The sequence below is a fragment of the Microvirga sp. VF16 genome, assembly GCF_016864375.1.
Lineage (GTDB): Bacteria > Pseudomonadota > Alphaproteobacteria > Rhizobiales > Beijerinckiaceae > Microvirga.
Window position 1 is genome coordinate 3,580,586 of the sequence record NZ_CP069354.1, and the last position, 23,397, is coordinate 3,603,982.

Annotated in this window: 21 protein-coding genes; 12 read left to right on the plus strand and 9 right to left on the minus strand. The window is 55.6% G+C overall.

What is annotated here, in order from left to right; translation table 11 throughout:
* Positions 1–146 precede the first annotated feature (146 nt).
* From JO965_RS16675 to JO965_RS16685, 3 genes are all read right to left on the minus strand, one after another.
* Complete coding sequence (locus JO965_RS16675) at positions 147–713, minus strand: recombinase family protein (protein WP_203439982.1); 567 nt, start codon at positions 711–713, stop codon at positions 147–149.
* Between the two features lie 455 nt (positions 714–1,168).
* Positions 1,169–2,683 (minus strand): DNA methyltransferase, encoded by a 1,515-nt coding sequence (locus tag JO965_RS16680; RefSeq protein WP_203439984.1) that lies wholly within the window; start codon positions 2,681–2,683, stop codon positions 1,169–1,171.
* Positions 2,684–3,526: 843 nt separating this feature from the next.
* Positions 3,527–3,784, minus strand: a complete 258-nt coding sequence (locus JO965_RS16685; protein ID WP_203439985.1) for a hypothetical protein — start codon at positions 3,782–3,784, stop codon at positions 3,527–3,529.
* A 123-nt stretch (positions 3,785–3,907) separates the two neighbouring features.
* Here JO965_RS16685 and JO965_RS16690 point away from each other — a divergent pair, with 123 nt between their 5' ends.
* The gene (locus JO965_RS16690) at positions 3,908–5,122 is read left to right on the plus strand and encodes a hypothetical protein (RefSeq protein ID WP_203439987.1); all 1,215 of its coding nucleotides are present in this window, start codon (positions 3,908–3,910) and stop codon (positions 5,120–5,122) included.
* Positions 5,123–5,231: 109 nt separating this feature from the next.
* Positions 5,232–5,576 carry an integration host factor subunit beta gene (locus tag JO965_RS16695; RefSeq protein ID WP_203439989.1) on the plus strand — a complete coding sequence of 115 codons (345 nt, stop codon included), beginning with the start codon at positions 5,232–5,234 and terminating at the stop codon, positions 5,574–5,576.
* Here the strand turns inward: JO965_RS16695 and JO965_RS16700 are convergent.
* Both JO965_RS16700 and JO965_RS16705 read right to left on the minus strand, forming a co-directional pair.
* Positions 5,554–6,132 carry a hypothetical protein gene (locus tag JO965_RS16700; RefSeq protein WP_203439991.1) on the minus strand — a complete coding sequence of 193 codons (579 nt, stop codon included), beginning with the start codon at positions 6,130–6,132 and terminating at the stop codon, positions 5,554–5,556. The two genes, JO965_RS16695 and JO965_RS16700, sit on opposite strands and share 23 nt — an antisense overlap.
* A complete protein-coding gene (locus JO965_RS16705) occupies positions 6,122–7,258 on the minus strand; it encodes a hypothetical protein (protein ID WP_203439993.1) in 1,137 nt (378 codons plus the stop codon). The genes JO965_RS16700 and JO965_RS16705 overlap by 11 nt, the downstream gene beginning before the upstream one ends.
* A gap of 112 nt (positions 7,259–7,370) precedes the next feature.
* Here JO965_RS16705 and JO965_RS16710 point away from each other — a divergent pair, with 112 nt between their 5' ends.
* Positions 7,371–7,838, plus strand: a complete 468-nt coding sequence (locus tag JO965_RS16710; protein WP_203439995.1) for a thermonuclease family protein — start codon at positions 7,371–7,373, stop codon at positions 7,836–7,838.
* On the opposite strand, the gene JO965_RS16715 is transcribed toward JO965_RS16710, so the two are convergent.
* From JO965_RS16715 to JO965_RS16730, 4 genes are all read right to left on the minus strand, one after another.
* On the minus strand, positions 7,835–8,884 hold the full coding sequence (locus JO965_RS16715) for a PD-(D/E)XK nuclease family protein (protein WP_203439997.1): 1,050 nt from the start codon (positions 8,882–8,884) through the stop codon (positions 7,835–7,837). The genes JO965_RS16710 and JO965_RS16715 overlap by 4 nt on opposite strands.
* An 84-nt stretch (positions 8,885–8,968) precedes the next feature.
* A complete protein-coding gene (locus JO965_RS16720; protein ID WP_246776592.1) occupies positions 8,969–9,373 on the minus strand; it encodes a DoxX family protein in 405 nt (134 codons plus the stop codon).
* 169 nt (positions 9,374–9,542) lie between these two features.
* Entirely contained in the window at positions 9,543–9,881 is a 339-nt protein-coding gene (locus tag JO965_RS16725) for a hypothetical protein (protein ID WP_203439999.1), read from the minus strand.
* Positions 9,875–10,960, minus strand: coding sequence for an ADP-ribosylglycohydrolase family protein (locus tag JO965_RS16730; protein WP_371826799.1), 1,086 nt, complete (start codon positions 10,958–10,960; stop codon positions 9,875–9,877). Before JO965_RS16730 ends, JO965_RS16725 begins: the two co-directional genes overlap by 7 nt.
* Positions 10,961–11,042: 82 nt before the next feature.
* Between JO965_RS16730 and JO965_RS16735 the strand changes: the two genes are divergently transcribed.
* The 9 genes from JO965_RS16735 to JO965_RS16775 all read left to right on the plus strand — a co-directional run bounded on the left by JO965_RS16735 (position 11,043) and on the right by JO965_RS16775 (position 23,310).
* A complete protein-coding gene (locus tag JO965_RS16735) occupies positions 11,043–12,533 on the plus strand; it encodes a class I SAM-dependent DNA methyltransferase (RefSeq protein WP_203440003.1) in 1,491 nt (496 codons plus the stop codon).
* Positions 12,523–13,374: a restriction endonuclease subunit S gene (locus JO965_RS16740; protein ID WP_203440005.1), complete on the plus strand. Its 852-nt coding sequence runs from the start codon at positions 12,523–12,525 to the stop codon at positions 13,372–13,374. The genes JO965_RS16735 and JO965_RS16740 overlap by 11 nt, the downstream gene beginning before the upstream one ends.
* Positions 13,341–13,721: a restriction endonuclease subunit S gene (locus tag JO965_RS49395; protein ID WP_371826800.1), complete on the plus strand. Its 381-nt coding sequence runs from the start codon at positions 13,341–13,343 to the stop codon at positions 13,719–13,721. The genes JO965_RS16740 and JO965_RS49395 overlap by 34 nt, the downstream gene beginning before the upstream one ends.
* Before the next feature lie 13 nt (positions 13,722–13,734).
* Positions 13,735–16,749, plus strand: coding sequence for a type I restriction endonuclease subunit R (locus tag JO965_RS16750; protein WP_203440010.1), 3,015 nt, complete (start codon positions 13,735–13,737; stop codon positions 16,747–16,749).
* Positions 16,750–16,751: 2 nt separating this feature from the next.
* Positions 16,752–17,483, plus strand: a complete 732-nt coding sequence (locus tag JO965_RS16755; RefSeq protein ID WP_203440012.1) for a M48 family metallopeptidase — start codon at positions 16,752–16,754, stop codon at positions 17,481–17,483.
* A gap of 377 nt (positions 17,484–17,860) precedes the next feature.
* Positions 17,861–18,808 (plus strand): retron St85 family effector protein, encoded by a 948-nt coding sequence (locus JO965_RS16760; RefSeq protein WP_203440023.1) that lies wholly within the window; start codon positions 17,861–17,863, stop codon positions 18,806–18,808.
* Positions 18,805–19,770 carry a retron St85 family RNA-directed DNA polymerase gene (locus JO965_RS16765; protein ID WP_203440032.1) on the plus strand — a complete coding sequence of 322 codons (966 nt, stop codon included), beginning with the start codon at positions 18,805–18,807 and terminating at the stop codon, positions 19,768–19,770. The genes JO965_RS16760 and JO965_RS16765 overlap by 4 nt, the downstream gene beginning before the upstream one ends.
* Before the next feature lie 1,229 nt (positions 19,771–20,999).
* Complete coding sequence (locus JO965_RS16770) at positions 21,000–22,646, plus strand: VapE domain-containing protein (RefSeq protein ID WP_203440033.1); 1,647 nt, start codon at positions 21,000–21,002, stop codon at positions 22,644–22,646.
* 304 nt (positions 22,647–22,950) lie between these two features.
* Complete coding sequence (locus tag JO965_RS16775; RefSeq protein ID WP_203440034.1) at positions 22,951–23,310, plus strand: MarR family transcriptional regulator; 360 nt, start codon at positions 22,951–22,953, stop codon at positions 23,308–23,310.
* The last annotated feature ends 87 nt before the right edge of the window (positions 23,311–23,397 follow it).

A 23,397-nucleotide genomic window follows, 5' to 3' on the forward strand; every position in this document is an offset into this window, starting at 1 on the left:
CAATTCACCCTCTTAGATATATCGGCAAAATCCGCAGAGGTATAATTTTGCGAACCAATTTAGAACTCTGCGGACACTGTCCTAGCAGCTAATTGACGGCGGCAGCACCGAAGCGGTGTCCTTACTGGGTTTTCTTCATGGCTGATTTATATTTCAATCCTGAGCGGGTTGTCAGCCAAAACCCTGTAGACACTCGACCGCCCGACTTTTAGGGTTTTGGCTATATCAGCCGCATTCAAACCATCATTCCTCAATCGAATGATTTCATCCGTTTGACGACGTGCCACGGGAACCCGCCCCCGGAATTTCCCTTCCTTCTGGGCCTTTTTTATTCCGATGGCCTGCCTCTCCAACATGACCTCTCGCTCCCATTGAACGATAGAGCCGATCAGATTCAGCAAAAGACGCCCATGAGAGGTTGCAGTGTCCACGCCCATATCAAGGATACGAAGGCTGACCTTCTTCTCTTCAAGACGCTGGATGATCTGCCAAAGGTGAGGCACCGACCTTGCCAGCCTGGAGAGCGTTGTCACGCAGAGAGCATCTCCTTCGCGTACCCAGTCAATGGCCTGCTCCAAGACTGGGCGACGACCAACCGAGGAGGTCTCCTCGATGAATAGCTTTTCGCAACCCAGCTTCTTCAGGGTCTCGATCTGATGCTCCAGGCCAGCCTGCTGTTCCGTTGTCGATGTCCGGGCCAGTCCCACGAGCATGCCAATTTCCCCTCATTTTGGGACAATCTAATGGGAATTGCCAAGCTCGTCAAATGGGACAACTCGTGTGGGACGTTCCAAAATGATTTTACAGAGTCCCACACGAGATTGGTCGTGTGGGACTCCCTCTCAAGCATTTCTGTCCCCCGCAGTCACACGAACAGCATCTTGAACAGGGCAGCATCACTTTCGTGAGCAAATCGATAGCGCCGACCAATGAGGCGTCCATGCTCGTAAAGAGGCTCGATTTCGTGATCACGAGGGCAGTGTTGCCGACACCAGTTCTCTCGCTCACGTAACTAGGTCACATACACACTGTAAGCTAAGTCCTCGCCATTGAGGCTAGCAGAATCGACGATGTAGGGCGTGGCGGCACGGCGCTCGTCGGTGACAAAGCCAGCTTTTGAGCAAGCCATTGCTGCTGCGGCGCATCCAAGAGTTTTTGATACCATCCTCTATTTAGTAGACGCGCCCTGCTCCGGTGATCTCCGCACATAGTCTGCCCACCCTTCAAGCCGTTTCCGCGCCAAAGTCACATACTCAAGTTCGCGCTCAATCCCGACAAAGCATCGGCCCTCGACTATGCACGCACAACCAGTCGATCCACTTCCGCTAAATGGGTCCAAGACAAGTACCCCCGGCTGGGTCGATATCCGCAACAGAAAACTCAGGATCGAGATCGGCTTTGCAGTCGGATGCGAGTTCGTCATCCCTTCGGGAAGGTGACGATCAAGCTCCTCGCGCGTGGGACGCGGCGCGTGGAAGTACCGGGGAAGTTCACCAAGTTCGTCCCAGACATTGGTCGGCAACTGCATAAAACCATTTTGGTGAAGGCGTCGTGCTGCACCGACATTGATGCCGCCCACTCGATGGCGGACCACATTGTCGCTGAGATTGCCGTTCTCCAGCGGCTTACGGGCGACGATCACAACTTCATGGGCCGGTTTCAGATGCCCTCGGATACCGCCGTACTCTTCTAAAATGGGAGCGGTATCAGGAAAGGCTGCGATCAGTTCGTCTGGGCTCACGTCGAAACCGCTCCGAGGTGCTCCTCTTGCCCCTGGCACTGGAAAACGACGGCGTTTGGAGAACACCTTTGCGACTTCATCAGCCGGTTTCGTCGCATGGATATGGCGTTTCGCCAGGACGCCGCCCACGTTCATGCCCATTCTCAAGCCGGTCCCGTAAACGCGCACGATGTGATCACGTATCTCAAAGCCAGCCAATCGCAGACTCAGGCTGATAAGATCGCTGGTTCTTGGAGCGGAGAAGACGAATGCATGGGCTCCAGGCTTCAGAGTTCTCAGAACTTCGGCCCAGACTGACGGTTGCGGAAGCCCGTCGTCCCAATGAACTTTTTGCCCTTGCGAGCGCATGTAGCTCTTGAAACCAGATCCTGCGGCATCCCAGTCGAGGCCGTTGCTCCAGGCTCTAGCGATCTCGGCCACAAGCGCGGGGCTCAACTCACCGAGGCCATACGGCGGGTCCGTAATCACCGCATCGAACCGGGCATCCTCAAATTGTTTTAAGACTGCACCGGCATCGCCGTGATGAACCTCAAAGGGCCGGGATACTCTTGGCCAGAGGCTATCCGTCTCTCGGGGGACAATCCGCGCCACTACCCCATAGCTGCTCAAGAGCGTGACGAGGCTCGTAAGATTCCCATGATCACGTTCCAGCGCAATGATCGTCCGCTTTGCCAGACCAGCGATTACTGCGGCCTTCTCCTGCGACAGGTGCCTCGCCAGTCGAAGTTGTCGAATCCATTTCGAGAGCGGTTCGTTGACTGGCTGGCCATCGAGCCGTCCTTCAAGCGCATTCAGGATCAGAAACAACGAACTCACTGTCCCACGCCCCGCCTCCAATCCGGCAACTGTATCCGGCACCAAACCGACTGCCTCTGCCAGCCCAACCTGGGAGATCCGTCTGTGACGGCGAAGGGCACGAATTTCAGCACCGAGAGTGGTCAACCCACCCTCAAAAATCGGGACATTCATGGGTATCGGAGGATGCGAGGACGTTGGTCTTTCGCGCCCCTATACCGGAAAAGCTGCACCGCTGAAAACCAGTCCTTGGCAATATCGCACACCTAGTGAACGTGATCGTCAGACGTTGCGCAGGCGCAGATCTGATAAATTATTACATGTTCCGCAGATGTTGTTCCGCAAATCGATGTGCTCGGATCGAGTGCCCCACATGCGCCAAGAGATATGCCCGCCGAATTGCCCGTGATTTCCAGTGCCGGGTCACGGGGCCGATCTATGCGATTTCCATCGCTGCCGGTATCGACAGCATTGATGCATTCAGACGATGGCGGGTCAGCCTATGGAATGCTGCTTCCTACAGGAGGAGCGTATGCCGCTGGTGGAACGATATCCATCTGCGCGTTTGGTGTTGCCACGACGGATGCATTCGCGGGCTGGTCGCTCTCGGGTCGATCACTGAAAACGAGTTTCTGATCGCCCTTGGAGCACGGTGGCCGATGACCCTTCGCCAGATCATGCCAGAAGCATTGTATGACGAACTCTGCGAGGTCGTTCGTCCGGATGTCATCCTGGCTGACGATTCGAGCCATGCTCGCTATCAGCACCGACAGATGACAGTGCGCCCAAGTCGCTCTCGCGTAACACCGACCGATCCTGCCCCTGCTGATGCACAGGCACGTGATCCATTCGACGATCCGATGCCCTTTCTAATTGCATAATACCCCAGGCAAGAAGACGGACTTCAGGGAAAAACCACCCCCGTTATGAAGGCGATCCCTGCAAACTCCAGATCGTGCGTTCGAGCGGGCCTGGGCTAGATCGCGGAGATCAAACCTCCTGCTGAATGGTATTCTGCCCGTCGAAATAGGCTTGGATGATCTGGCTATCCTCCTCTCGCGACGAGCTTCCAAGAGATGAGGACGCGCCATGGGCAACGATCCTTCCATCGTCCAAGTGGACCCGACCGGCACTCACCACTGTAGCTGGAACTGCCTGGGCGATGTGGGAGTGCTGCATGAACTCGGGAAACAGAACCGGCAATAGCTCACCGCCGTCCAGCTTCAGCATGACGTACTTCATAGCCATGGCGTTCTCCCAGTCACATCTCGGCAACAGTGTGACGGTTTCATCGATCTGAACCAATAGGCTGATTGGCAAACCTAATCCAAATCTGCAACACGTGCTGCGCGGGCTTCCACTTTGGTTTTTATGATGTACGGCGATTTCTTTCTGGTCGAAAAAGCAGGCATTCCGTCGAAGCGGGCGGTCAGGCTCCCCATCGGGGATACCGGTGGCCGCAACGAGGCTTGGCTCAGGGATACGCTCTTCTCCAACCCAGAGCTATTGCCGATCAACGACATTGACCCCTCCTTCGGACCGCTCCTGCCGCTGTGCCGGGAACTACGAACCGAAGCAGGACCGCTCGACATCGCCTACATCAACCCAACCGGGCGACTGACGCTGGTGGAGTGCAAGCTCTGGCGCAACCCGGAGGCGCGGCGAAAAGTGGTTGCCCAAGTGTTGGACTATGCGCGGGCGATCTCTCGCTGGAGCTACTCCGACCTACAACGCCAAGTCTCAATGGCAACCGGCAGGCAGGGCAACATCCCGTTCGAACTCGCGAAGGCCGTTAATCCAACGCTGGTCGAGCACCAGTTTGCCGACGCGGTCGTCCGCACGATGCGCTCGGGCCGCTTCCTTCTCCTGATCGCGGGAGATGGGATTCGGGAGGACATTGGTGCTCTGGCGGAACTCATCAACCGCAATGCGGCCCTTGGCTTCTCCTTTGGCCTTGTCGAGGTCGGGCTCTACGATCTCGGCGCGGGTGACCTCGCGATCCAACCTCGCGTAACGGCGCGGACGCACGTCTTCGAACGCAATGTCGTCATCTATCAAACGAATGGGTCAGTTGAGGTCGAGGAAATTGGCTCCGAGCAGGAGGCAGAACGTATTCAGAGTGCCGATTCCGTAAAGAAAACAGGCGGTCCGGGAGGGGCCGAAAACCCGAAACAGGCCGAGTATCGCCGATGGTGGCAGCCTGTCCTCGACATGAGCTTCGATGATCCTGATCAGGAGCCCTTGAAGCTGTACTGGCCGAACAATGTTCGCGCGCAACTCCCATGGCCTGGGACTTGGATTACTGCCTACCAGAGTACGAAAACATGCGGTGTTTTCCTCGCGGGACGCGAACATGAACTTGAGGAAGTTCTCCATCTCCTTTCGCCTCAGTTAGACCAGATTGCTTCTGAACTCCCCGAAGGTACAGAGATCGGCAACGTCCGGTCTTCGGGAGGAATGGCGATCAAGACGACAAGGTTGATTGGCACCTTCAAAAACGATGATGAGAAACGCGAGTGGCTAAAGCCGGTTCTCAATCAGTACGTCAATGTTCTACGCCCCCGGCTCAAGCAACTCGTGGAGTGAGCCAACAGGGTGGTGGGGCAAACGACGGTGGCTGCCAATTACTTGACGGTCTCGTAAGGCTCTGGCAGCATCCAAGAAAATAACGATACATCAAAGACATACGCCATCAATGATCAAATCCGAATTGGTCCAGAAGCTGGCCGAGCAGAATCCGCATCTGTACCAGCGTGACATCGAGAAGGTCGTGAATGCGATCCTCGACACCATTGCTGATGCTCTTGCACAGGGTGGCAGGGCCGAGATTCGCGGCTTCGGCTCGTTTGCGGTGAAGAAACGGGGTGCCCGCACAGGCCGCAATCCACGAACGGGTGAAGCCGTTGCCGTTTCCGAAAAGGCTGTTCCTGTCTTCAAGGCTGGCAAGGAAATGCGTCAGCGTCTCAATATCCCGCCGAGGCAAACGAGCAAGAAGGTCGAACCGGCTGCGACCAACATCAACGGCTTCGTAGACGCTTAATCTCCTCGAATACCCCCTCTGCCTCTACGAACCGGCGCTGGGCATCGGCTCGATATTGCTCGGGCTGACCATCTGGGTGGAGTGCCCTTCGATAAGCCATTCGAGCAGCCTGTAAGACAAAGTTGGGGCAACCCTCGTGCAACCCTACCCTCGCGTAAAGTCGGTGGGCGGGTGTATCGAGACGATGGAAAGTCGCGATATGCGAGCGAAGAGCCTTCCGTTCAGAGACGAGGAGTTGAATGAGCGAGATCGCCCGGTCTCGCTCATCTTTCATGCAGTTGAGGGCTAAGAGCACGATCTGGACCGCGTCAGCGTCCGTGTGGTGATCCTCGACCCTGAAGCGGCTGTAGTCTGCCGCCGTGGCCGACCAGTCGAGGATAGCCTGATCGCCCTTCGCAAACAGTGCTTCGATGTTGTCCGCGCCGACGCTGGATTCGCTACGCTGTTGCTGGTCCATACGAGCACGCTCTTGGCGTTGCTGCCTCTCACGTTGATTGCGCTGCCGCCGAACTTCGTCCCAGCGCTCCTGGTAGGGAGACGTGCGATCATGCGGCATCAGCGAACTCCCGCTCCAATTCATTCAGTTGTTCGTCGATGTCCCCGAAAACTCGGGGGCCGATTATGATGTCGAACGCGCCCGCGAGCCGAAGGACGCCGCATGCACGTAGGTCGTGCTCGCTGGTCTCAAGGGCTGGAATACCGAGCGACTGGAGTTTGCTCCGGACTGCTGCGACCAATCCTGGGTCGGGCCGCTGGTTCAGGACGGTATGTACATCGGCCAGCACGAATTGACCATTCGAGAGCCGGTGGAGTTCAGCGATAGCTTCTGGCGAATGCCGCCAATGGACATAAGCGTGCCGACCGGTCGCAACGAATGGGGTCTTGCTGCCCAAACAATTTTGGAAGCGCCGACCCAGCGCCACCATCGCCTCACCTGTTGCCAGAAGGGTGAGGTCGGGATCGTCAGCCGGGATCTGGGGAGACGCAATCGGCTGGTCCACCTTCTTGAGCCAGCGAGAGAAGAAGGTTTCAAGTCGTGTCTTCGGGTCGATCTGCTCGATGGACTGGCGAAGGGCTGCATCTGTGGCGGTTGAAACGGTCTTGCGGATGAGCGTAAGGGTGGCGTTCACGTCATCCACCTGAGAAAGGCTGATGCGGTTCAAAATGTTTCGGTGCATAAGAACTGGGTCGAGATACCGAGCAATCTCGATGTGTGATGGGCTGATCTTTCCGGTGATTTGCAGGAGTGCTTCCGCACGCTGACGATGCTCGGGGTTTGAAAACATTTCGAAAATGAGGCGGTAGAATCGACGTTGCGGAAGCGGGCTGTCGCCCAAGCGGCTGAGCATTCCCAGCAGTCCTGGTGGCGCAGCGCCGAACACCGCCTGCACAATAGTACGCGCCCGCATCACCGTAAGGGCCTGGGCAATCCGCGCCATCGGATGGGACGGCACAGCATAATGAGCAGGAGTCAGGGCGCTCAGGCGGGCGGCAAGGAGATCAGGCCCTTCCTGTTCGAGCATTCCCAAGGCCGCAAAGATGGATTGCCGCTTCAAAACTGAGGCTGAGAGCGTGTATGCCAAGAAGGATGGACAGTGGGCATCGAGTTCAATAGCTCGAATTAACTGCTCTCCTCCAAAAGGGCGAGGTTTCAAAACTTTGTTCGCAGGCATCGGTGTCAATGGCAGGCTCCGTGATTGCCTCTGATCGATCCAGGGTCTCACGGATTTTTTAGCTGTAAACTATTTTTTCAGAGATTCTGCTCGCCTCCTACGGCATCATTAGGAACTCGACTTGCGCCTTCTCCTTACCCTCTTTCTGACTCTCCTCTCATTCCCTGCCTCTGCACAACCGATCAGAGGGCAAGCGACTGTCATAGATGGTGACACCATTGAGATCGCGGGAACGCGCATCCGACTGCATGGGATCGATGCGCCCGAGAGTGGCCAAACATGCCAGGACGCGAGAGGCCGGGATTTTCGCTGCGGTCAGCGGGCAGCCTTTGCTCTGGCCGACTGGATCGGTCGGGCGACCGTTCTCTGCGAGCCGCGAGACACCGACCGGTATGGCCGGGTGGTCGCCGTCTGCCGTACCCGAGGGACGGAGATTAATCGATGGATGGTCCGCCAGGGATGGGCAGTTGCTTATCGGGAGTACAGCCGGGAGTATGTTCCGGATGAATTGGCTGCCCAACGAGCCCGTGAAGGGCTATGGGCGGGAGCTTTCATCCCACCCTCGGAGTGGCGACGAGGACGGCGTTAGGTCCGAGCCACAGTTTCAGCCCATTGCTCCACTGCGTCGCGGTTCTTCCAGATCCAGGCGTTGAGGGTGTCTACGGCTCGCATCCCTGAGAGGATTGCCTCGCGCTGCTCGTCGAAGCCTTTGAGGTTATCGATTTGCGGAGTCTCTACGACGATCATCAGGCCAGAGCGCCCGTTTGCTCGTTTGTTGATCGTCGGAACGACCCGGTACGGAGTGCCTTTCAGGTCAGCGGCCACGGTGGCAGCGAGCGTTGTAAAGTGATCGCCCCAGCCATAGAAATTGATGTTCCCATTGCCTTCGCGAAGCTGGTGCACAATCCGCATTTGAGGAAGGAAGGACCAGTCAGGCAGAGTATCGGGAGCAAAGATCATAGTCTTGCTCTCCCCAGGACGGCCCTCTTTGAGCATGGATGGACCCGGTTTAAGGGTTGGGCACTCCTTTTGGCACAGAGCGACATACTTGGCGTTAAATTCCTCAATGATCGGCAAAGGAACCGCCTCATAGCCACGACGCGACTTCTGGATGGCTTGTTCAAGAAGCTCATGCCTATGGTTGAGCCTTGCCTTCAATTCCCCGTCGAAACCCAGACTTCTTTCGGCCAGATAGCGGGATATATCTTCGTACAGTACGACTGCATTAAACTTTCCGGCAAACGTCCGGTTTTGCTCCGCATACTTGGATGGGCAAACGAGAACACTACGAACAGCCGCTGCTTCAGCCCTTTGGACCAGGAGTTCGGCCTCTTCCCGGTACGATTCCGCCTGATGAGGTTGCTCGCTAGTATCGAGCTTATTCTCAATCAGGACGTAGCTCGGGAGCCCCGCTCTCGGGGAGAGTTTCAGACAAATATCGATCTCACGTCGGTTATGGGTTCGGCGCTTGCTATGCGCGACACTACTTGTCGAAAATGTACCTAGAGACTGCCCTTTGCCTTGCGCCTCGTTCACAAACCATCGGACAAAGTCCGAACTGCACTTTAGCTCCTCGACTAACAGAAGATCGATGTCCCGCTCAGTTGCATGGGTAAGCGTTAGTAGGTTTTCCATCAATCAAGCCTGATCCAAGACCATTGGGCATTTCAATACGTTATCCGCGCCCACTTCGCCCAGCCATCTCAACTAAGGTTGGTTTTACCGGAGACGGGTTCGGCTCCATACTCCTGGCCCACAGGCAAAATACATCAGCAACCCGCCGATGATGGCGAGGTTCTGGAAGAACTCCACATTCTGCCGGGGACGGAAGACCAGCCCCGTCATTGATGGGCCATATGTCAGCCAGAGCATGGCGGCGGTGAAGCCGATCAGTGCCAGGGCTGTCCAGCGCGGCCACAAGCCAATGATCAGAGCCAAGGGACCGAGAAATTCTGCTGCCACCAGCACGCCTGTGATGATGGTCGGATAAGGCATTCCCTTAGCCGTAAGTGAAGCCGCAAAGGCCGAGAAATTCATCAGCTTGCTGTAGCCAGAGGGCAGGAACAGAGCAGCGATCAGCACACGGCCAAGGAGCAGGGCCGCATCCTCGCTTCGGGTCAGCATGAACTCCCTCCTAGTCTCACCTGGGCTCGCGACAGTTCTGGTGCGGCTGCATTCCCGCGCGGCGGGACCGAATGGACTACGAGGCCCGTTAAAACGGGGTTACATGAACGGGGCTCACAAAGGCTCCCGCTCTTGAGATCACTGCCCGTTCAAATGACTTTCAGCGCCCCTATTGATGATCCTGCACCGTCTGGGGGTCCATTCCATCGATCATCTCGGCTCGACGTGCCTCATAGGTTCTTATTTTTCCAGTGATTTGCTCCAGGGAGCCTCGGCTCGATCCATAGTAGCCTAATCCGGCGAGTGTGGCCGCAATCGATATGACGAGGACTATCGGATCAGATCGGAACAAGCCCAGGAGAGCGGCTCCGAACACCAGGATACCAACCACAGTCGCCACCCGCGCCACGATCATACTCTTCCGGCACTGCTCGGCGGCATCAGATAACTGATTGATCTCGATTTCGAGATCAGCGATCTGCTGATGGAAGTCATGAACTTTCACCATCCTGGATACCGATCCCACAGCTTCTCCGGATCAACCCGACCCTCCAGCATCGCCGTGAACTCCTCTGCAAGGGTCTCGATCACATCCCGAAGTTCAACCCTCCCAACCCAGTCCTGCGGTAGAGCCTCAATCCCATACATTGCGCCAATAATGTTTCCAGCAATTGATCCGGTGGAATCCGAGTCTCCATCGTGATTGACTGCGGCGAGAATAGCGTCACGCGGCGTCTCGGCAGCCAGGGTACACATCACGGCTATTGCAAGTGCCTCCTCGGCAACCCAGCCTTGGCCGAGCCGGGGCAGCAATTCCTGCCAACTGGGTTCCTCGGCCACTTGCAGCGCCTGCTCCAGCCGGGTCCAGACTTCCTGCGATCCGTCATGCTCGTGCAACATCCGGATGGTCTGCTGGACCGCATCCTGGAGAGGCAATCCCTGAACGATCAGGCTGATGATCCAAGCAAATGCTCCAGCGGCATAGTAGCCGGATGGGTGCCCGTGGGTGGTGCGGGCGCTCTCGACCGCGATCTCGAACATAGAGGTCATATCCTCCCGCCGCTGCGCCAAGAACCCGAAGGGTGCCGAGCGCATCACCGTCCCGCACCCCTTGCTGTCGTTTTCGGAGGCTGCTCCAAAGGTTCGATTGGAGCGCAGGGCAGCAAGGCACGTATTGCCAGGGGCACGTTGCGCCCACAGACGCCTTTCGGTGATGAGCCACCCATCTGGCTCCTGGCCCAACGCCCTCCGGTACGAGCCCGGTTCCTGAGTTTCGAGCCAGCGTAAATAGGCGTGGTGCACCACGCCTGGAGGGTGGCAGATGCCCTTTAGCGATCCCCGGATATGCGCCCGGATGAGACCCTCGACCGTGAAGAGGGTCATCTGGGTGTCGTCGGTGACCTGACCCTGCCGGGTCTGGTCGAAGCGGGAGACTCCTTCTGGTCCGTAGATCCGAACGATCTCGGGCAGCTTCTTGAACTCGATAGGCCAGCCAAGGGCGTCGCCGCAGGCCCCACCAAGAAGGCAACCGGTAACACGGTTGCTTAGTGATATTGAAGAAACACCCTGTGCCCGATCCACGTCCACCCCATTCCAACGATATTGTCTATCTAACCGTGGCTGTTAGGATATCCGCCCTATCAATTTCTGTCACCGAAGCACTTGAATCATGGCCATTCTGACGCTCAATCAGCTTGAAGCTCACCTTTGGAGAGCCGCTGACATCCTCCGGGGTGCCATCGACGCCTCCGACTACAAACATTATATCTTTGGCCTTCTGTTCTATAAGCGTCTCTGTGATGTCTGGCAGGAGGAGTATGACGACCGCCTGAAGAAGTACGGCGATGCCGAGCTTGCCGCCGATCCGGATGAGCATCGGTTCCACATTCCCGAAGGGCATTTCTGGGCAGATGTCCGGAAGCACACCACCAACATTGGTGAGCATCTGAATGCTGCCTTCCACGCTGTCGAAGACGCAAACCAGCGCCTCCGGGGTATCTTCCAGGACGTGGACTTCAACAACAAGGAGCGCTTCCCAGACGCTACCCTCGAAAAGCTCCTCCAGCACTTCGAGACCTACCGGCTGCGAAACTCGGATGTGGAACCGGATGTCCTCGGGCAAGCCTACGAGTACCTGATCGCCCAGTTTGCGGACGATGCAGGCAAGAAAGGTGGCGAGTTCTACACGCCGAAAATGGTCGTGCGGCTCATTGTGGAATGCCTGCGGCCTGACGAGAACATGTCGGTCTACGATCCGACCTGTGGCTCGGGTGGAATGCTGCTAGAAGCAGTCCACCACCTGGAGCGGCAGGATAAAAACCCCAAGAGCCTGTCCCTGTTCGGTCAGGAGCGGAACCTAAACACCTGGGCCATCGCCCAGATGAACCTGTTTCTCCATGACATCGACGATGCGTCGATTGCCCGTGGAGACACCCTGCTCGATCCGAAGCACCTGACGGGCGACGGCACCAAGGCGATCCGCACCTTCGACCGGGTTCTCGCCAATCCGCCGTTCTCGCTCAAATCCTGGGGCTACGAGACCTGGAGCAACGGCGATCCCTTTGGGCGCGACCGGTTCGGCTGCCCACCGAGATCCTTTGGCGATCTTGCATTTGTCCAACACATGATCGCGAGCTTGAAGTCGGATGGAATGCTGGGTGTGGTTCTCCCGCACGGTGTCCTTTTCCGGGGTGGGGCCGAAGAGCGCATTCGGGAAGGGATGTTGAAGGAGGATATGATCGAGGCGGTGATCGGCCTTGCTCCCAACCTGTTTTATGGCGCTGGCATCCCGGCCTGCATCCTGATCATCCGGAAGAACAAGCCTGCCGAGCGGAAGGGCAAGGTGGTGTTCATCAATGGCGTCGAGCAGTTCGTCGAGGGAAAAGCTCAAAACCATCTCTCGGACGAGAATGTCGCTACCCTGGCAAAAGCGTTCCATAACTATGCGGATGTGGATCGTCTTGCTCGCGTGGTGCCGCTCTCGGAGATTGCAGCTAACGACCACAACCTCAACATCAGCCGCTACGTCCATGTCGCTGAGGAGACAGAAGACCTCGATGTGGCTGAAGAGGTCAAGAAGCTCCTTGAATTGTGCGAGCAGCGGGATGCTGCTGAGGCCAAGATGATGGGCTTCCTGAAGGAGCTTGGATATGTCGCATAAGGTACCCAATGGCTGGTCTGAAGGTGCCTTCGAGAGGTTCATCACTCTTCAAAGAGGCTTCGACCTTCCGGTCCAGGATAGATTACCTGGAGATGTACCCGTTTATGCCTCGAACGGAGTGATCGGGGACCACTGTGAGGCACGTATTTCTGGGCCATCAGTGGTGACGGGCCGAAGCGGTACGCTTGGCAAGGTTTTCTACTACCCAGACGGATGTTGGCCACTCAACACGACGCTATACGTGAGGGATTTTCACGGCAACGATCCTAATTTCGTTCACCGGTTTTTAGAGCACTTCGACCTTCAGCGGTTTGGAACAGGCACTGGCGTTCCGACGCTAAATCGCAACATCGTCCATAAAGAAACGGTCGTCTTCCCTCCTCTTTCTGAGCAGAGACAGATCGCGGAAATCCTCTCCAGCGTGGATGAGGCCATTCAGACAACGCAGGCAGTAATAGAGCAGACCCGTAAGGTCAAAGGGGGTGTGCTGAAGCGCCTGCTCACTAAAGGTATTGGACATACCCGGTTTACGCGAACGGAGGTCGGGGAGATCCCGGAAGACTGGGAGTTAGTTCGTATCGCCGATGTCGCCGCTGCAAAGGGCGGGAAGAGAATGCCGAAGGGTCGCCCTTTTGCTACTGGTGTCACTCCGTATCCTTATATTCGCGTAAGTGACTTCAGGGACGGAACAATCTCCAGAGAGAGTCTTGTCTATGTACTTCCCGAGGACAGAGAGTTAATCCGAAATTATACGATATCATCTCAGACGTGTACATTTCTATCGCCGGTACTATTGGCGTCACCGGCATGGTTCCGCCAGATCTTGATGGCGCTCAACTGACCGAGAACGCTGCAAAGATTGTTATCGGAGACATCCAAAAGCTGAGACCCGCATTCCTCGCGAGGGCTATGGAAGCAGATCTAGTACAAAAGCAGATCGCTACCGCAAAAGGCATTGGCGGTGGCGTACCAAAGCTCGCTTTGTTTCGAATAGAGCAAATGATGTTTCCTCTGCCACCTACTGACGAGCAGGATAGGATCTTGGAATGTCTCGCTCCAATTGATCGGACCTACCATGAGCAGGAACAGGTTTTGGACCGGTTAAACGGTCTCAAGTCCGCCCTAATGACCGACCTCCTCACGGGCAGAAAACGGGTCTCCAGCGACCTTCTAATGGCCGCAGAGTAAGTAGGGGATTAACATGGCGGGGATGGAATGGCATTTGGCCGAGCAGCCAACGCTCGAATGCCTGAAGGGCATGGGTTACGCGTTCGTCGCGCCTGCGGATCACTCGTCTCTTCGCGAGGGCGACAATCAGGTTCTCTTCCGATCCCATCTGATCGCAGCAATCCAACGGATCAACGGCGTATCGGAGGCTGATGCCCAAGCAGCATATGCCGATCTCGCCTCCGTATCGGATAACGAGGTATGGCTTTCGATTCTCCGGGGCAACTTCAGCCGTATGGTTCAGGGTAACGCCACGCGTCGTACTCTCCGGGTCATCGATTTCCTGAAGCCCGAAAACAATCTCTTCACCGTCACCCATCAGTTCCGGGTCAAGGCCGAAAAGACCCGGATCGCGGACATGGTAGTGTATGTGAATGGCATTCCTCTGGTCGTGATCGAGTGCAAGAGCCCGATCAATGCCAAGGACAAGACGGGCGAGGCGTTCGAGCAAATCAAACAATACGAGGCGGAAATCCCGCGTCTCTTCCTCTCGAACTGCTTCAACATCGTTACGGACGGCACCAATTGCCTCTACGGTTCGACTGGCAGCCCTTCGAAGTTCTGGGCCGAGTGGTGTGACCCGTGGCCTCGGAAGGACAATGATTTTGGAGACGCTCTCTCGAAGGGGCTCTGGAGTCTGCTGGAACCCTCCCGACTTCTCGACCTGATCGCCCACTTCATCGTATTCGAGAAGACCGAGAGCGGCACGGTCAAGAAGATGTGCCGCTACCAGCAGTTCCGAGCGGTCAACAAGATCGTCGAAAGGGTGACCGAGAACAAGCACCGTCGTGGCCTGATCTGGCACACGCAGGGATCGGGCAAGTCCCTGACGATGGTGTTTGCAGCCCTGAAGCTGAAGACGCACCTGACCGTCTCCTCGCCCGAACTGACCAATCCCAACATCATGGTGCTGACGGACCGTCTTGATCTTCATGGTCAGATCAGTGGCACCTTCGCTGCCTGCGGACTGCCAAACCCCATTGTTGTGGAGAGCATTGCCAATCTCCAAGCCCTCATATCCAAGGGCACAGACGGCCTGACGGTCCTGTCCACAATCTTCAAGTTCCAAGGTTCCCAGGAGCCGATCCCGAACTCGAAGAACTGGATCGTGATGGTCGATGAGTGCCACCGGACCCAAGAGAAGGATCTCGGGGCCTATCTGCGCAAGACCATGCCGGAAGCCCGGTTCTTTGGCTTCACCGGCACCCCGATCAAGAAGAACGACAAGGATACCTACGCCAACTTCGGCGTGGTCGGTGAAGGCTACCTGGACAAATATGGCATCGACGACGCCGTAGCTGATGGGGCGACAGTCCCGATCTTCTACACGGGTCGCAAGACCGACTGGCATATTGATGAGGCCAAGATCGACATCCTCTTCGACCAGTGGTTCGCGGATCTCCCCGATGACAAGTTAGAGAAGGTCAAGAAGCGGGGTGTGACATTCGCCGATCTGGTGAAGCACCCGAAGCGCATCGACCTCATCGCCTACGATATCTGGACCCACTTCAAGGCATATGCTCGCCCTGACGGCTTCAAAGCCCAGATTGTCGCCATCGACCGGGAAGCGGTCATTCTCTATAAGCGAGCACTCGACCGGGTGATCACCGAAGACCTGATGGCTCAAGATATCCCCGAGGGCGAGGCCAGGGCCAGGGCTGCTGCCATGTCGGCTTGTGTCTATTCCGCCTCCCAGGAGGACAGCAAACCAAGCGAGGACAGCTATATCCAATCCATCAGGAACGACCTTCAGGCCCACTATCTCGACCAACAGGCCGAAACCATCATCAAGCAGAACTTCGGCAAGAAGGGCCAAAACCCGGAGTTCCTGATCGTCTGCGACAAGCTCCTAACCGGCTTCGACGCCCCTATCGAGTCGGTGATGTATCTCGACAAGCCTCTGAAGGAGCACGGGCTCCTCCAGGCTATCGCCCGTACTAATCGGGTCGCCGATGCTCAGAAGAAGAATGGCCTGATTGTCGATTACATCGGCGTGTCGTCCCATTTGGAGGAGGCGCTGTCGTCTTACAGGGCCGACGACGTGAAGAACGCCATGCGGAACCTGGACGATCTCCGGAGCCAGCTTCAGGCTGCGCACGCTGCTGTCATGGCTGTTATGAAAGGCTTGAAGCGGCAGACCGGCTCCTCAAAGGACGGCTTGAAAGCCGAGTTCGACCAGCTTGTGAACCTCCTCAAGACTGAGGACAAATGGTTCGAGTTCCGGAGCAAGGCGCGGGAGTTCATCAGCCTTTACGAGGCCGTCAGCCCCGATCCCAGTGTCCTTGAGTTTACCGCCGACCTCAAATGGTTGGCTGCATTCCTGCAATACGGCACCCAGGTCTTTGAAAAGCGTGAAGCCTTCGACCAGCAGACCTACAGCCGCAAGATCCGGGACATGCTGGCCCAGCATCTCGATGCCACCGGGCTGAGCGTCACGGTGAAACTCCGTCATATCACTGACCCGGACTTCTGGGAGGACTTCGAGGTCGAGGGCAAGACGGAGAGTGATCTAAAGACGGCGGCGATCCGCAAAACGACCGAACTGCGGAAGGTCGTGACCGAGCGGATTGCGCAGAACCATCATCAGTATGCCAAGTTCTCCGACCGGCTCCGTGAACTGCTCGAAAAGTTGGACGAAGCCCAACTGTCCTGGGCCGACAAGCTGAAGATCGCTGAAGAGCTTGCCAAAGACTTGGACATTGAGGCGAAGGCGCATGAAGGCACCGGCCTGTCGGCGGGAGCCTACGGCATCTTGAAAGTTCTGCACGCCTTCGGGGCAGATGGTGGGGCCGAGGATCTGGCGATCCGTATTGAGAGCCTCTACTCCGACGGTGCTACCGCGCCACCCGGCTGGCAAGACAAGCCAGAACTCCGCAAGGGCCTGCGCCAGAGGGTGCGCAGCATGGCGCACGAGTTCAAGCTGGCGGACCTGAAGGCCATCCCCGAACAGGTGGAGGACTTTGCCCTCAAGCACTTTGCCAAGGTGTGATTATGCCGATCCTGACGATTGGCGAAACAGAGATCCCATACACTCTGCGCCGCTCCGAAAGGGCGAAGAGCGCACGGATCACTGTGACCCCTGAAGCCGTCGAGGTTGTGGTGCCGACATCGGCTTCGGATGATGAGATTGCTGGCGTTCTCCACCGTCGTAAGGAATGGCTGGTTGAGCAGACCCGGCATATGGCGGACCGTGTGGCAGCAGCCCCAAAGGTTGTTCACTTCGTGACCGGAGCCAAGATTCCCTATCGCGGTCGGCTGATGCGGCTCAAAGTCGAACCATCAGATGGAACCTTGGTTGAGGTCTCGTACCGGAACGGGTTTATCGTCCACTGCCCACGAACGGTTCCGGACGCATCGCGTGCCACCCTCATCGAGAGTGCCCTGCGCCTATGGCTTCGCAAGCGGTTACGGGAGGATGTGACGAGCTTCGTCCGCCAGCATGGAGAGCCGAATGGCCTCAAGCCCAAGCGGGTCGAGATCAAGGATCAGAAGCATTTGTGGGGAAGCTGCGGACCAGATCGGGTCGTGAACCTGAATTGGCACCTGATCTTCGCACCAAGGACCATCCTCGAATATGCAGTCGTCCACGAACTCTGCCATCTGAGGTATCGCAATCATCATCGCGAGTTTTGGGGACTGGTCGGCAGCATCCTGCCTGACTGGGAGATCCGGAAGGCATGGCTCGACGAAAACGAGCATTTTCTTGGATTGCAAAGAGTTTAACCGGTGCAATGAACGTGTTTGAGTTTCAGCTTTTTATGCTCCCTGCTCTAGGGAAGGCAAATTCAGGTGCGGTATGCGTCAGGACGTGGCTGAGAGACCGGTAGAAGAGATCCATCCGATATCTACAGACAGGATCAGCGCCTTGACCGCGTCCAAGCCTCAGATCATATTACGCGCACTCTTTACGCGTTTCGAGTCGATCAAGGTTTCCCCTTGTGAAACTCGGTCGGGCGCTTCGCCAGACAGACCGTTATTGGGTAGGTTTATCGGCATGAAGGAGGCTGGAGAGTTCATCTCTCGTCGCCTTTAGCTCCTCGCCCTTCGGTACGATGACCTCTCCAGCCTCCTTCATACCTTCAAAGGTAAAGAGTCACTAAGTGCCTGACGAGCTTGCGATCCTGTATAACGATATAAATCAGGACAAATTACGTGTTACCCGTCCGTCAAAGTTAGTGTTTCTGTGTGGCGGTGTTATCTCGTCCGTCCCTCATTCGAAGGCTATTAGCCTCAGAGATTACCTGTTTCGGATTCGCGGGATCGAGAAAAAGCTCAAGGGGCCGATAGTTTTAGCGGAGAAGGCTAACCAACTATACCGCGAGACGAACTATGGCGATCTGATATCATTCGAAGAAGACATCGCTCGTATCGCCGCAGTCGTACTCGTTATTGCTGAGAGCCCAGGCTCGCTCGCTGAATTGGGAGCCTTCGCGACAAACAATACAATAGCACGGGCTCTGCGCATTGTGATGCAGGCGCAATACGCAAACACAGAATCATTCATTCGCTTCGGACCCGTCGAGCGCATAAAACGGGTCGAGAGGAGCTTTGTTGGCTTCTATCCCTGGCGGATCAATCAGCGGGGTGTCGTAGTCACAGGCTCAGCCGCACCCCATTACGGGGAAATAGTAAAGTTCATAAACCAGCACATAGACAAAACGCCCGCCTCTGAACTGTTTCGCAACCTCGGAGATGCCAAGCAATTTTACGTAACATATTGGGTTATATACCTAGCTATGGCTGTATCCCAAACCGTTCTGCACGGCTATATGGCTCTGCTATATCCAACTCTTACTGCATCAGATCTTAGAAACCGACTTTACTGCATGGAGCTTGCTGGCTGGATTAGTAAAGAGTCCTATTCAGGCAAAGACTATTACTACACTTTAAGCTCGGCTGACCCTTTTGATTACGCATACAAGGACAGCGTGCGTGAGAAGGACTCCATCAGGCGAAAGCACAAAATTACAGCAGCCATGCAGAAGATTGAGGCTGCACCAAATCATGTTCGAACCGTGGTTGTCCGTAAGAGGGGCGGGTCGCGATGAGGCTCCTTGAAGAGTTGGCCATCAATCTCGGTCTAGGGACCGCAGAGATTGAAACAATCGTTGAAACGGCACCCGCGCGTTACAAGGTCTATGACATCCCTAAAAGGAGTGGCGGCACCAGAACGATTGCGCAACCGTCACGCGAACTCAAAGCGCTCCAGCGATACATCCTATCAACCAAACTTGTGAAATTTCCGGTCCATAAATCAGCTATGGCCTATCTTCCTGGCAAGAATATCGCGAGGAACGCTGAGGAGCACCTTAACGGAAATATCTTACTGAAGCTTGACTTCGAAAACTTCTTCCCGAGCATCCTTGTGAAGGACTGGGAGTCCTTCGCCAAGAAGCACCCTGTCCAAGTAATTCCAGTTGAGGATATTAAATTATACAGCAAAATCCTTTTCTGGGGGCAGCGGTCTCGAACGCCGAGATGCTTATCCATTGGCGCACCTACTTCACCTATGCTCTCGAACCTTCTTCTGTTCACGCTCGACGAGCAACTAGATGAAGCTGCGAGGAAGTGTAGTGTTAATTACACGCGCTATGCCGATGATATCACAGTCTCGGGTTCGACAGTCGAGCAAGTGACGGCGTTTGAAAAACTTGCACGTAAGATCGTAAAGTCACTGCGATCTCCGCGACTAATCTTTAATGAGGAGAAGCGTGGTCTTTACACTCGCGGGCAGCGGCGCATGGTTACCGGTCTGATCATAACGCCGAATGGCACTCTTTCGATTGGGCGCGAGCGAAAGAGAACCATTTCGGCGATGCTACATAAGGCATTGCTTGGGGAACTCGATCTTGAATCAACTGGCCATCTAAAAGGACTCCTCGGTTTCAGCCTTGCCAATGAACCACTTTTCGTGAACCGAATGAGAGAGAAGTATGGAGACGCTATTGTAGACCGCGTACTTCGCCTCAAGTTACCCGAGCGTATCCTGCAAGAAGGGAAGCAGGGTTAGGAAACCTCGCCGTCGTGACCCGAACCTGACGCAACGAACGACAGTCCTGATCGTCGGCCCAGTCCACAATCATTTTCAGCCCGTTAGTGCTCGATGTCTGTGGCAGCGATCACAACTAGGGGAGCGGCAAAACTTTCTGTAGCTGCTTGAAATCGGCTGCCACATAACTGGAGCTTCTCGTAAAAGGACGCGGTTGTCGCCTCAGCGCGGACAAGAGTAGTTGTCGTTCTCGTTCAGTGGGGTGGATGGACATTACCTCGCTATTCATCCTTCTTGTTCTGGTCCCCATCGTCCAGAACTCCTCCCAGTCGGACTTCAACCTCCATCACATCTTCTTCCAAAACAATTTTGGATCGCCTTGCCCCGCGACCCAACCTCCTTCATCTTTGCGGCTTTCCGGTGAACCTTTCTCCGGATTCTCCTTCCCCTGATCCTCGCTCCGGTTCACCTTTCTCCGGATCGTCTCCAGAGCCTCCCCACGTTTCAGCAGGGACACCTTCTGTCTGTCCCTCGTCTCCGTAAAATCATTTTGAGATCGTCTGGAGATCAGGTGAACGGTGCCTGCGGGAAGGCTGACGGACCATTACTGATGAAGCTGTTTCCACTCGACCGCCCGGCATGTCCTGTACGGCCTTGACCGGTCCTATGGATGGCTCGGCGTCGCTTCCCTGTTCATCACGAACTACATAGCCGACTATCTAGTTCGTCGCTGCACCTTAAACTGTTGCGTTTCGGGGGCGGGTTTTGTGCGATTGTTGCGCGTGGGGGACTGCAAGCGCGTGCAACAAGTGTTCATACCGACATCTAATCGACGTATTGGCACCGAGATCAACGAATAATTCGTAGCGAAGCCACGTATTACATGGTGATCTCTTACGGCTCCTTTTTGCTCTGATATGTAAATTATGCTGTACACGACCCCTATTCCTCATCACTCCAATCTATTTATATCTAAATTTATTTCTGATAAAGAAATAGATATACATCATCTACATCTACTACACAAAGCCTTACATAGTAATGCATTTAGAGCCGTGTAGATCTCGGTGCAGATGACGATTTCCCGCACCCTCGCGCCCTAAAACCCTCCCAAACGCTCCGGAATCGAATAATATTGCACGGAAAACAACCTCCGTGATAAATAGAAATGCAGATGATGTCAGCACGAGAACTACACTCAACACAAACATCCCATCTGCATTAACCTCAATGTATTTTTGAAAGGTAATATGAGCAACACCAATACCAATCCTACCAACGAGACTACTTCCACTCCTATCCAGGTCGTCGCCCCGACGAACAAGTGGGAGGAGCACAATCAATTTCAGCGCCAGATGATCCAGGAGATGGCTTCGCGGATTGTTCAGGGTGACAAAGTCGATCCGGCAGAGTTCGAGATCCTAGTCGATCCCAATCTCGACAACAGCCTGTTCCGTGATTTTGCGCTCAAAAACGGCATCTGCACGAAGTCCCAGTTTGCCGACATCCTGCGTAGAGCCAAGATCAAGGAAGAGCTTGGCACCATCCCGGTTTCGGCCACCCATCTCGTCGATATTGTCGTCAAGCGGGACAAGATAGAGTGCCAGTATGATGGAATGCTGACCCGCAGTGTTACCCCTCACATGATCTGTCCGGCCACTGGGGAGAAGCTTTTCTACGACGCCGAGTCGATGAAGGACGAGACGGTCCGAACCTATTGCGAGTTCCATTTCCCGAAGACGTTGAACTTCCTGGATTTCGAGCGCCAGCTTCGCATCCTCAACGATGATCTCAAGCTCGGTTTCTCACGTGACGCGATTTCTGATGCCCTGACCCAGTGGTACGAAACCTCCAAGAAGGCCCGTCTGTATGAGCTTTACGGACACATCGGAGCCTATCCGCTGCTGCCCAAAGAGATCCAGGATGCTGAGAAGGTATGGCATGACCTTGCGGCAAAGGTCTTTGACACCAGCCATGATAGCGAAGAGTTCGTGATCGCCGTGCTGAAAAAGTTTATTTGGCAGACCAAGCGCAAGATCCGTAACGCTCCCGGCACCGTTCTTCCCGTGACCAACCACCTAATGCCGGTTCTCCTGGGGCCGCAGGGCGTAGGCAAATCGACCTTCGTCAACAAGCTCATCACACCGCTGCGGGAACTCACCCTCGAAGTCGATTTCAGGATGATCGAGGATGACCGCAACATCGACATTTGGTCTTCGTTCATCCTGTTCTTGGACGAGATGGGCTACGCGTCCAAGGCCAATGTGGACACCATCAAGCACTGCATCACGGCCAACCATCTGGCTCGTCGTCCAATGCGGACCAACACGAAAGTCATGGTTCAGCAGAACGCCACCTTCATCGGTTGCTCGAACAAGACCGTGGCCCAGTTGATCAAAGATCCGACCGGAATCAGGAGGTTCGTTGGCTTGCAGTTCTCGTCGCGCCCTTGCTGGCAGACCATGAACAGCATCGACTACAGTCTCCTGTGGCTTTCGGTCGATCCGAATGCTGCCGATCCGATGCTGCCTTTCATGGGTTTCTTGACCGTGAAGCAGGAGGATGAGCGTGAGAAAGGCCGTGTCGAAGAGTGGTTGTCCGTTTTCGATCCGAACGCCCCGTCTTCTCGTGGCGACTATGGCATCACGTTCGCCCAAATTTCCAAGGGCAATCGGGTTCAGGCGAGCGATCTGTTCCAGCTTTACAGCGAGTGGGAAGGGGTCATGTTCCCCGGCTCGTATGGCCGTCTGTCGATCAACGAGTGGGGCCATGAGATGAAGCGCCTCATGGACAACAGTCCCGGCAAAGTTCCCTTCGAGAAGGGCACCCGGTCTAGCAGGGGGCAAACCTATATCTACAGCGGTCCTTACGAGGTCGCGGTGCGAACTCGGCTCTGACACGTGCGGTGAGCCATATGACCACCACCTTCTATGGCATGAGCGACTGGATGATAAACAAGCGGCATGCAGTCAGATTCGAGGAGGCTCGCCCGCGCTGACTTGCCTACGAGGAAACGCAAAAGGACCACCGAGTTACCTCGGTGGCCCTTCCGATTTTTGCCATTGTCCCAGCGACTACGAACTGGGATGAACGCGTAGTACTCTTTCCGTTCCGCATCGTCAACCAAAATTTGGCATCAACAAAGATAGTTGACATATACATCAAATATCGTCTATAAGTCCGGTTACTGGAGAACACCTGATGACCGAAGCACCCCAGTTCGTTGAGTTGAGGCGGCTGCTGAGTATCGCCCGCTATGTGGACCCGCTGACGCCAACTGAGCGCAGAACCTTCACTTACATTGCCGCACATCCTGGAACTCCAGCTTCCAATATTGCAGAGGCCGAGAATCTCTCCCCTGACGCTGCCAGTCGTGTTTTCAAGCGTCTCACCGCACTCGAACTGATCCGCAGCGAACGCGATTCTAACGACCGACGTGTGACCCGTTATGGGATGACCCGGCGAGGCTACGAAGAGATGCTAGAGTGGGCCTCCCGCTCACTTGGCGAGGAGGTCAAAGAGATCACCGAGGTCACCGTGTGGGAGCCCGGTCATAGCTAACTAAAATTGTTTTTGAGGATTTCAGGATGCATGCAGCACTCCTAAAGCAGCACACGGCAGAGCGATCACGAGGCGGAATTGGCCGCC

Excerpts from the sequence above, each read along its gene's own strand:
- JO965_RS16685 (WP_203439985.1), bottom strand. The coding sequence starts at position 3,784 with ATGGCTATGAAGTACGTCATGCTGAAGCTGGACGGCGGTGAGCTATTG.
- JO965_RS16740 (WP_203440005.1), top strand. The coding sequence starts at position 12,523 with ATGTCGCATAAGGTACCCAATGGCTGGTCTGAAGGTGCCTTCGAGAGG.
- JO965_RS16690 (WP_203439987.1), top strand. The coding sequence starts at position 3,908 with ATGATGTACGGCGATTTCTTTCTGGTCGAAAAAGCAGGCATTCCGTCG.
- JO965_RS16700 (WP_203439991.1), bottom strand. The coding sequence starts at position 6,132 with ATGCCGCATGATCGCACGTCTCCCTACCAGGAGCGCTGGGACGAAGTT.
- JO965_RS16770 (WP_203440033.1), top strand. The coding sequence starts at position 21,000 with ATGAGCAACACCAATACCAATCCTACCAACGAGACTACTTCCACTCCT.
- JO965_RS16675 (WP_203439982.1), bottom strand. The coding sequence starts at position 713 with ATGCTCGTGGGACTGGCCCGGACATCGACAACGGAACAGCAGGCTGGC.
- JO965_RS16715 (WP_203439997.1), bottom strand. The coding sequence starts at position 8,884 with ATGGAAAACCTACTAACGCTTACCCATGCAACTGAGCGGGACATCGAT.
- JO965_RS16750 (WP_203440010.1), top strand. The coding sequence starts at position 13,735 with ATGGCGGGGATGGAATGGCATTTGGCCGAGCAGCCAACGCTCGAATGC.
- JO965_RS16765 (WP_203440032.1), top strand. The coding sequence starts at position 18,805 with ATGAGGCTCCTTGAAGAGTTGGCCATCAATCTCGGTCTAGGGACCGCA.
- JO965_RS16695 (WP_203439989.1), top strand. The coding sequence starts at position 5,232 with ATGATCAAATCCGAATTGGTCCAGAAGCTGGCCGAGCAGAATCCGCAT.
- JO965_RS49395 (WP_371826800.1), top strand. The coding sequence starts at position 13,341 with ATGGTTCCGCCAGATCTTGATGGCGCTCAACTGACCGAGAACGCTGCA.
- JO965_RS16720 (WP_246776592.1), bottom strand. The coding sequence starts at position 9,373 with ATGCTGACCCGAAGCGAGGATGCGGCCCTGCTCCTTGGCCGTGTGCTG.
- JO965_RS16775 (WP_203440034.1), top strand. The coding sequence starts at position 22,951 with ATGACCGAAGCACCCCAGTTCGTTGAGTTGAGGCGGCTGCTGAGTATC.
- JO965_RS16725 (WP_203439999.1), bottom strand. The coding sequence starts at position 9,881 with ATGGTGAAAGTTCATGACTTCCATCAGCAGATCGCTGATCTCGAAATC.
- JO965_RS16735 (WP_203440003.1), top strand. The coding sequence starts at position 11,043 with ATGGCCATTCTGACGCTCAATCAGCTTGAAGCTCACCTTTGGAGAGCC.
- JO965_RS16755 (WP_203440012.1), top strand. The coding sequence starts at position 16,752 with ATGCCGATCCTGACGATTGGCGAAACAGAGATCCCATACACTCTGCGC.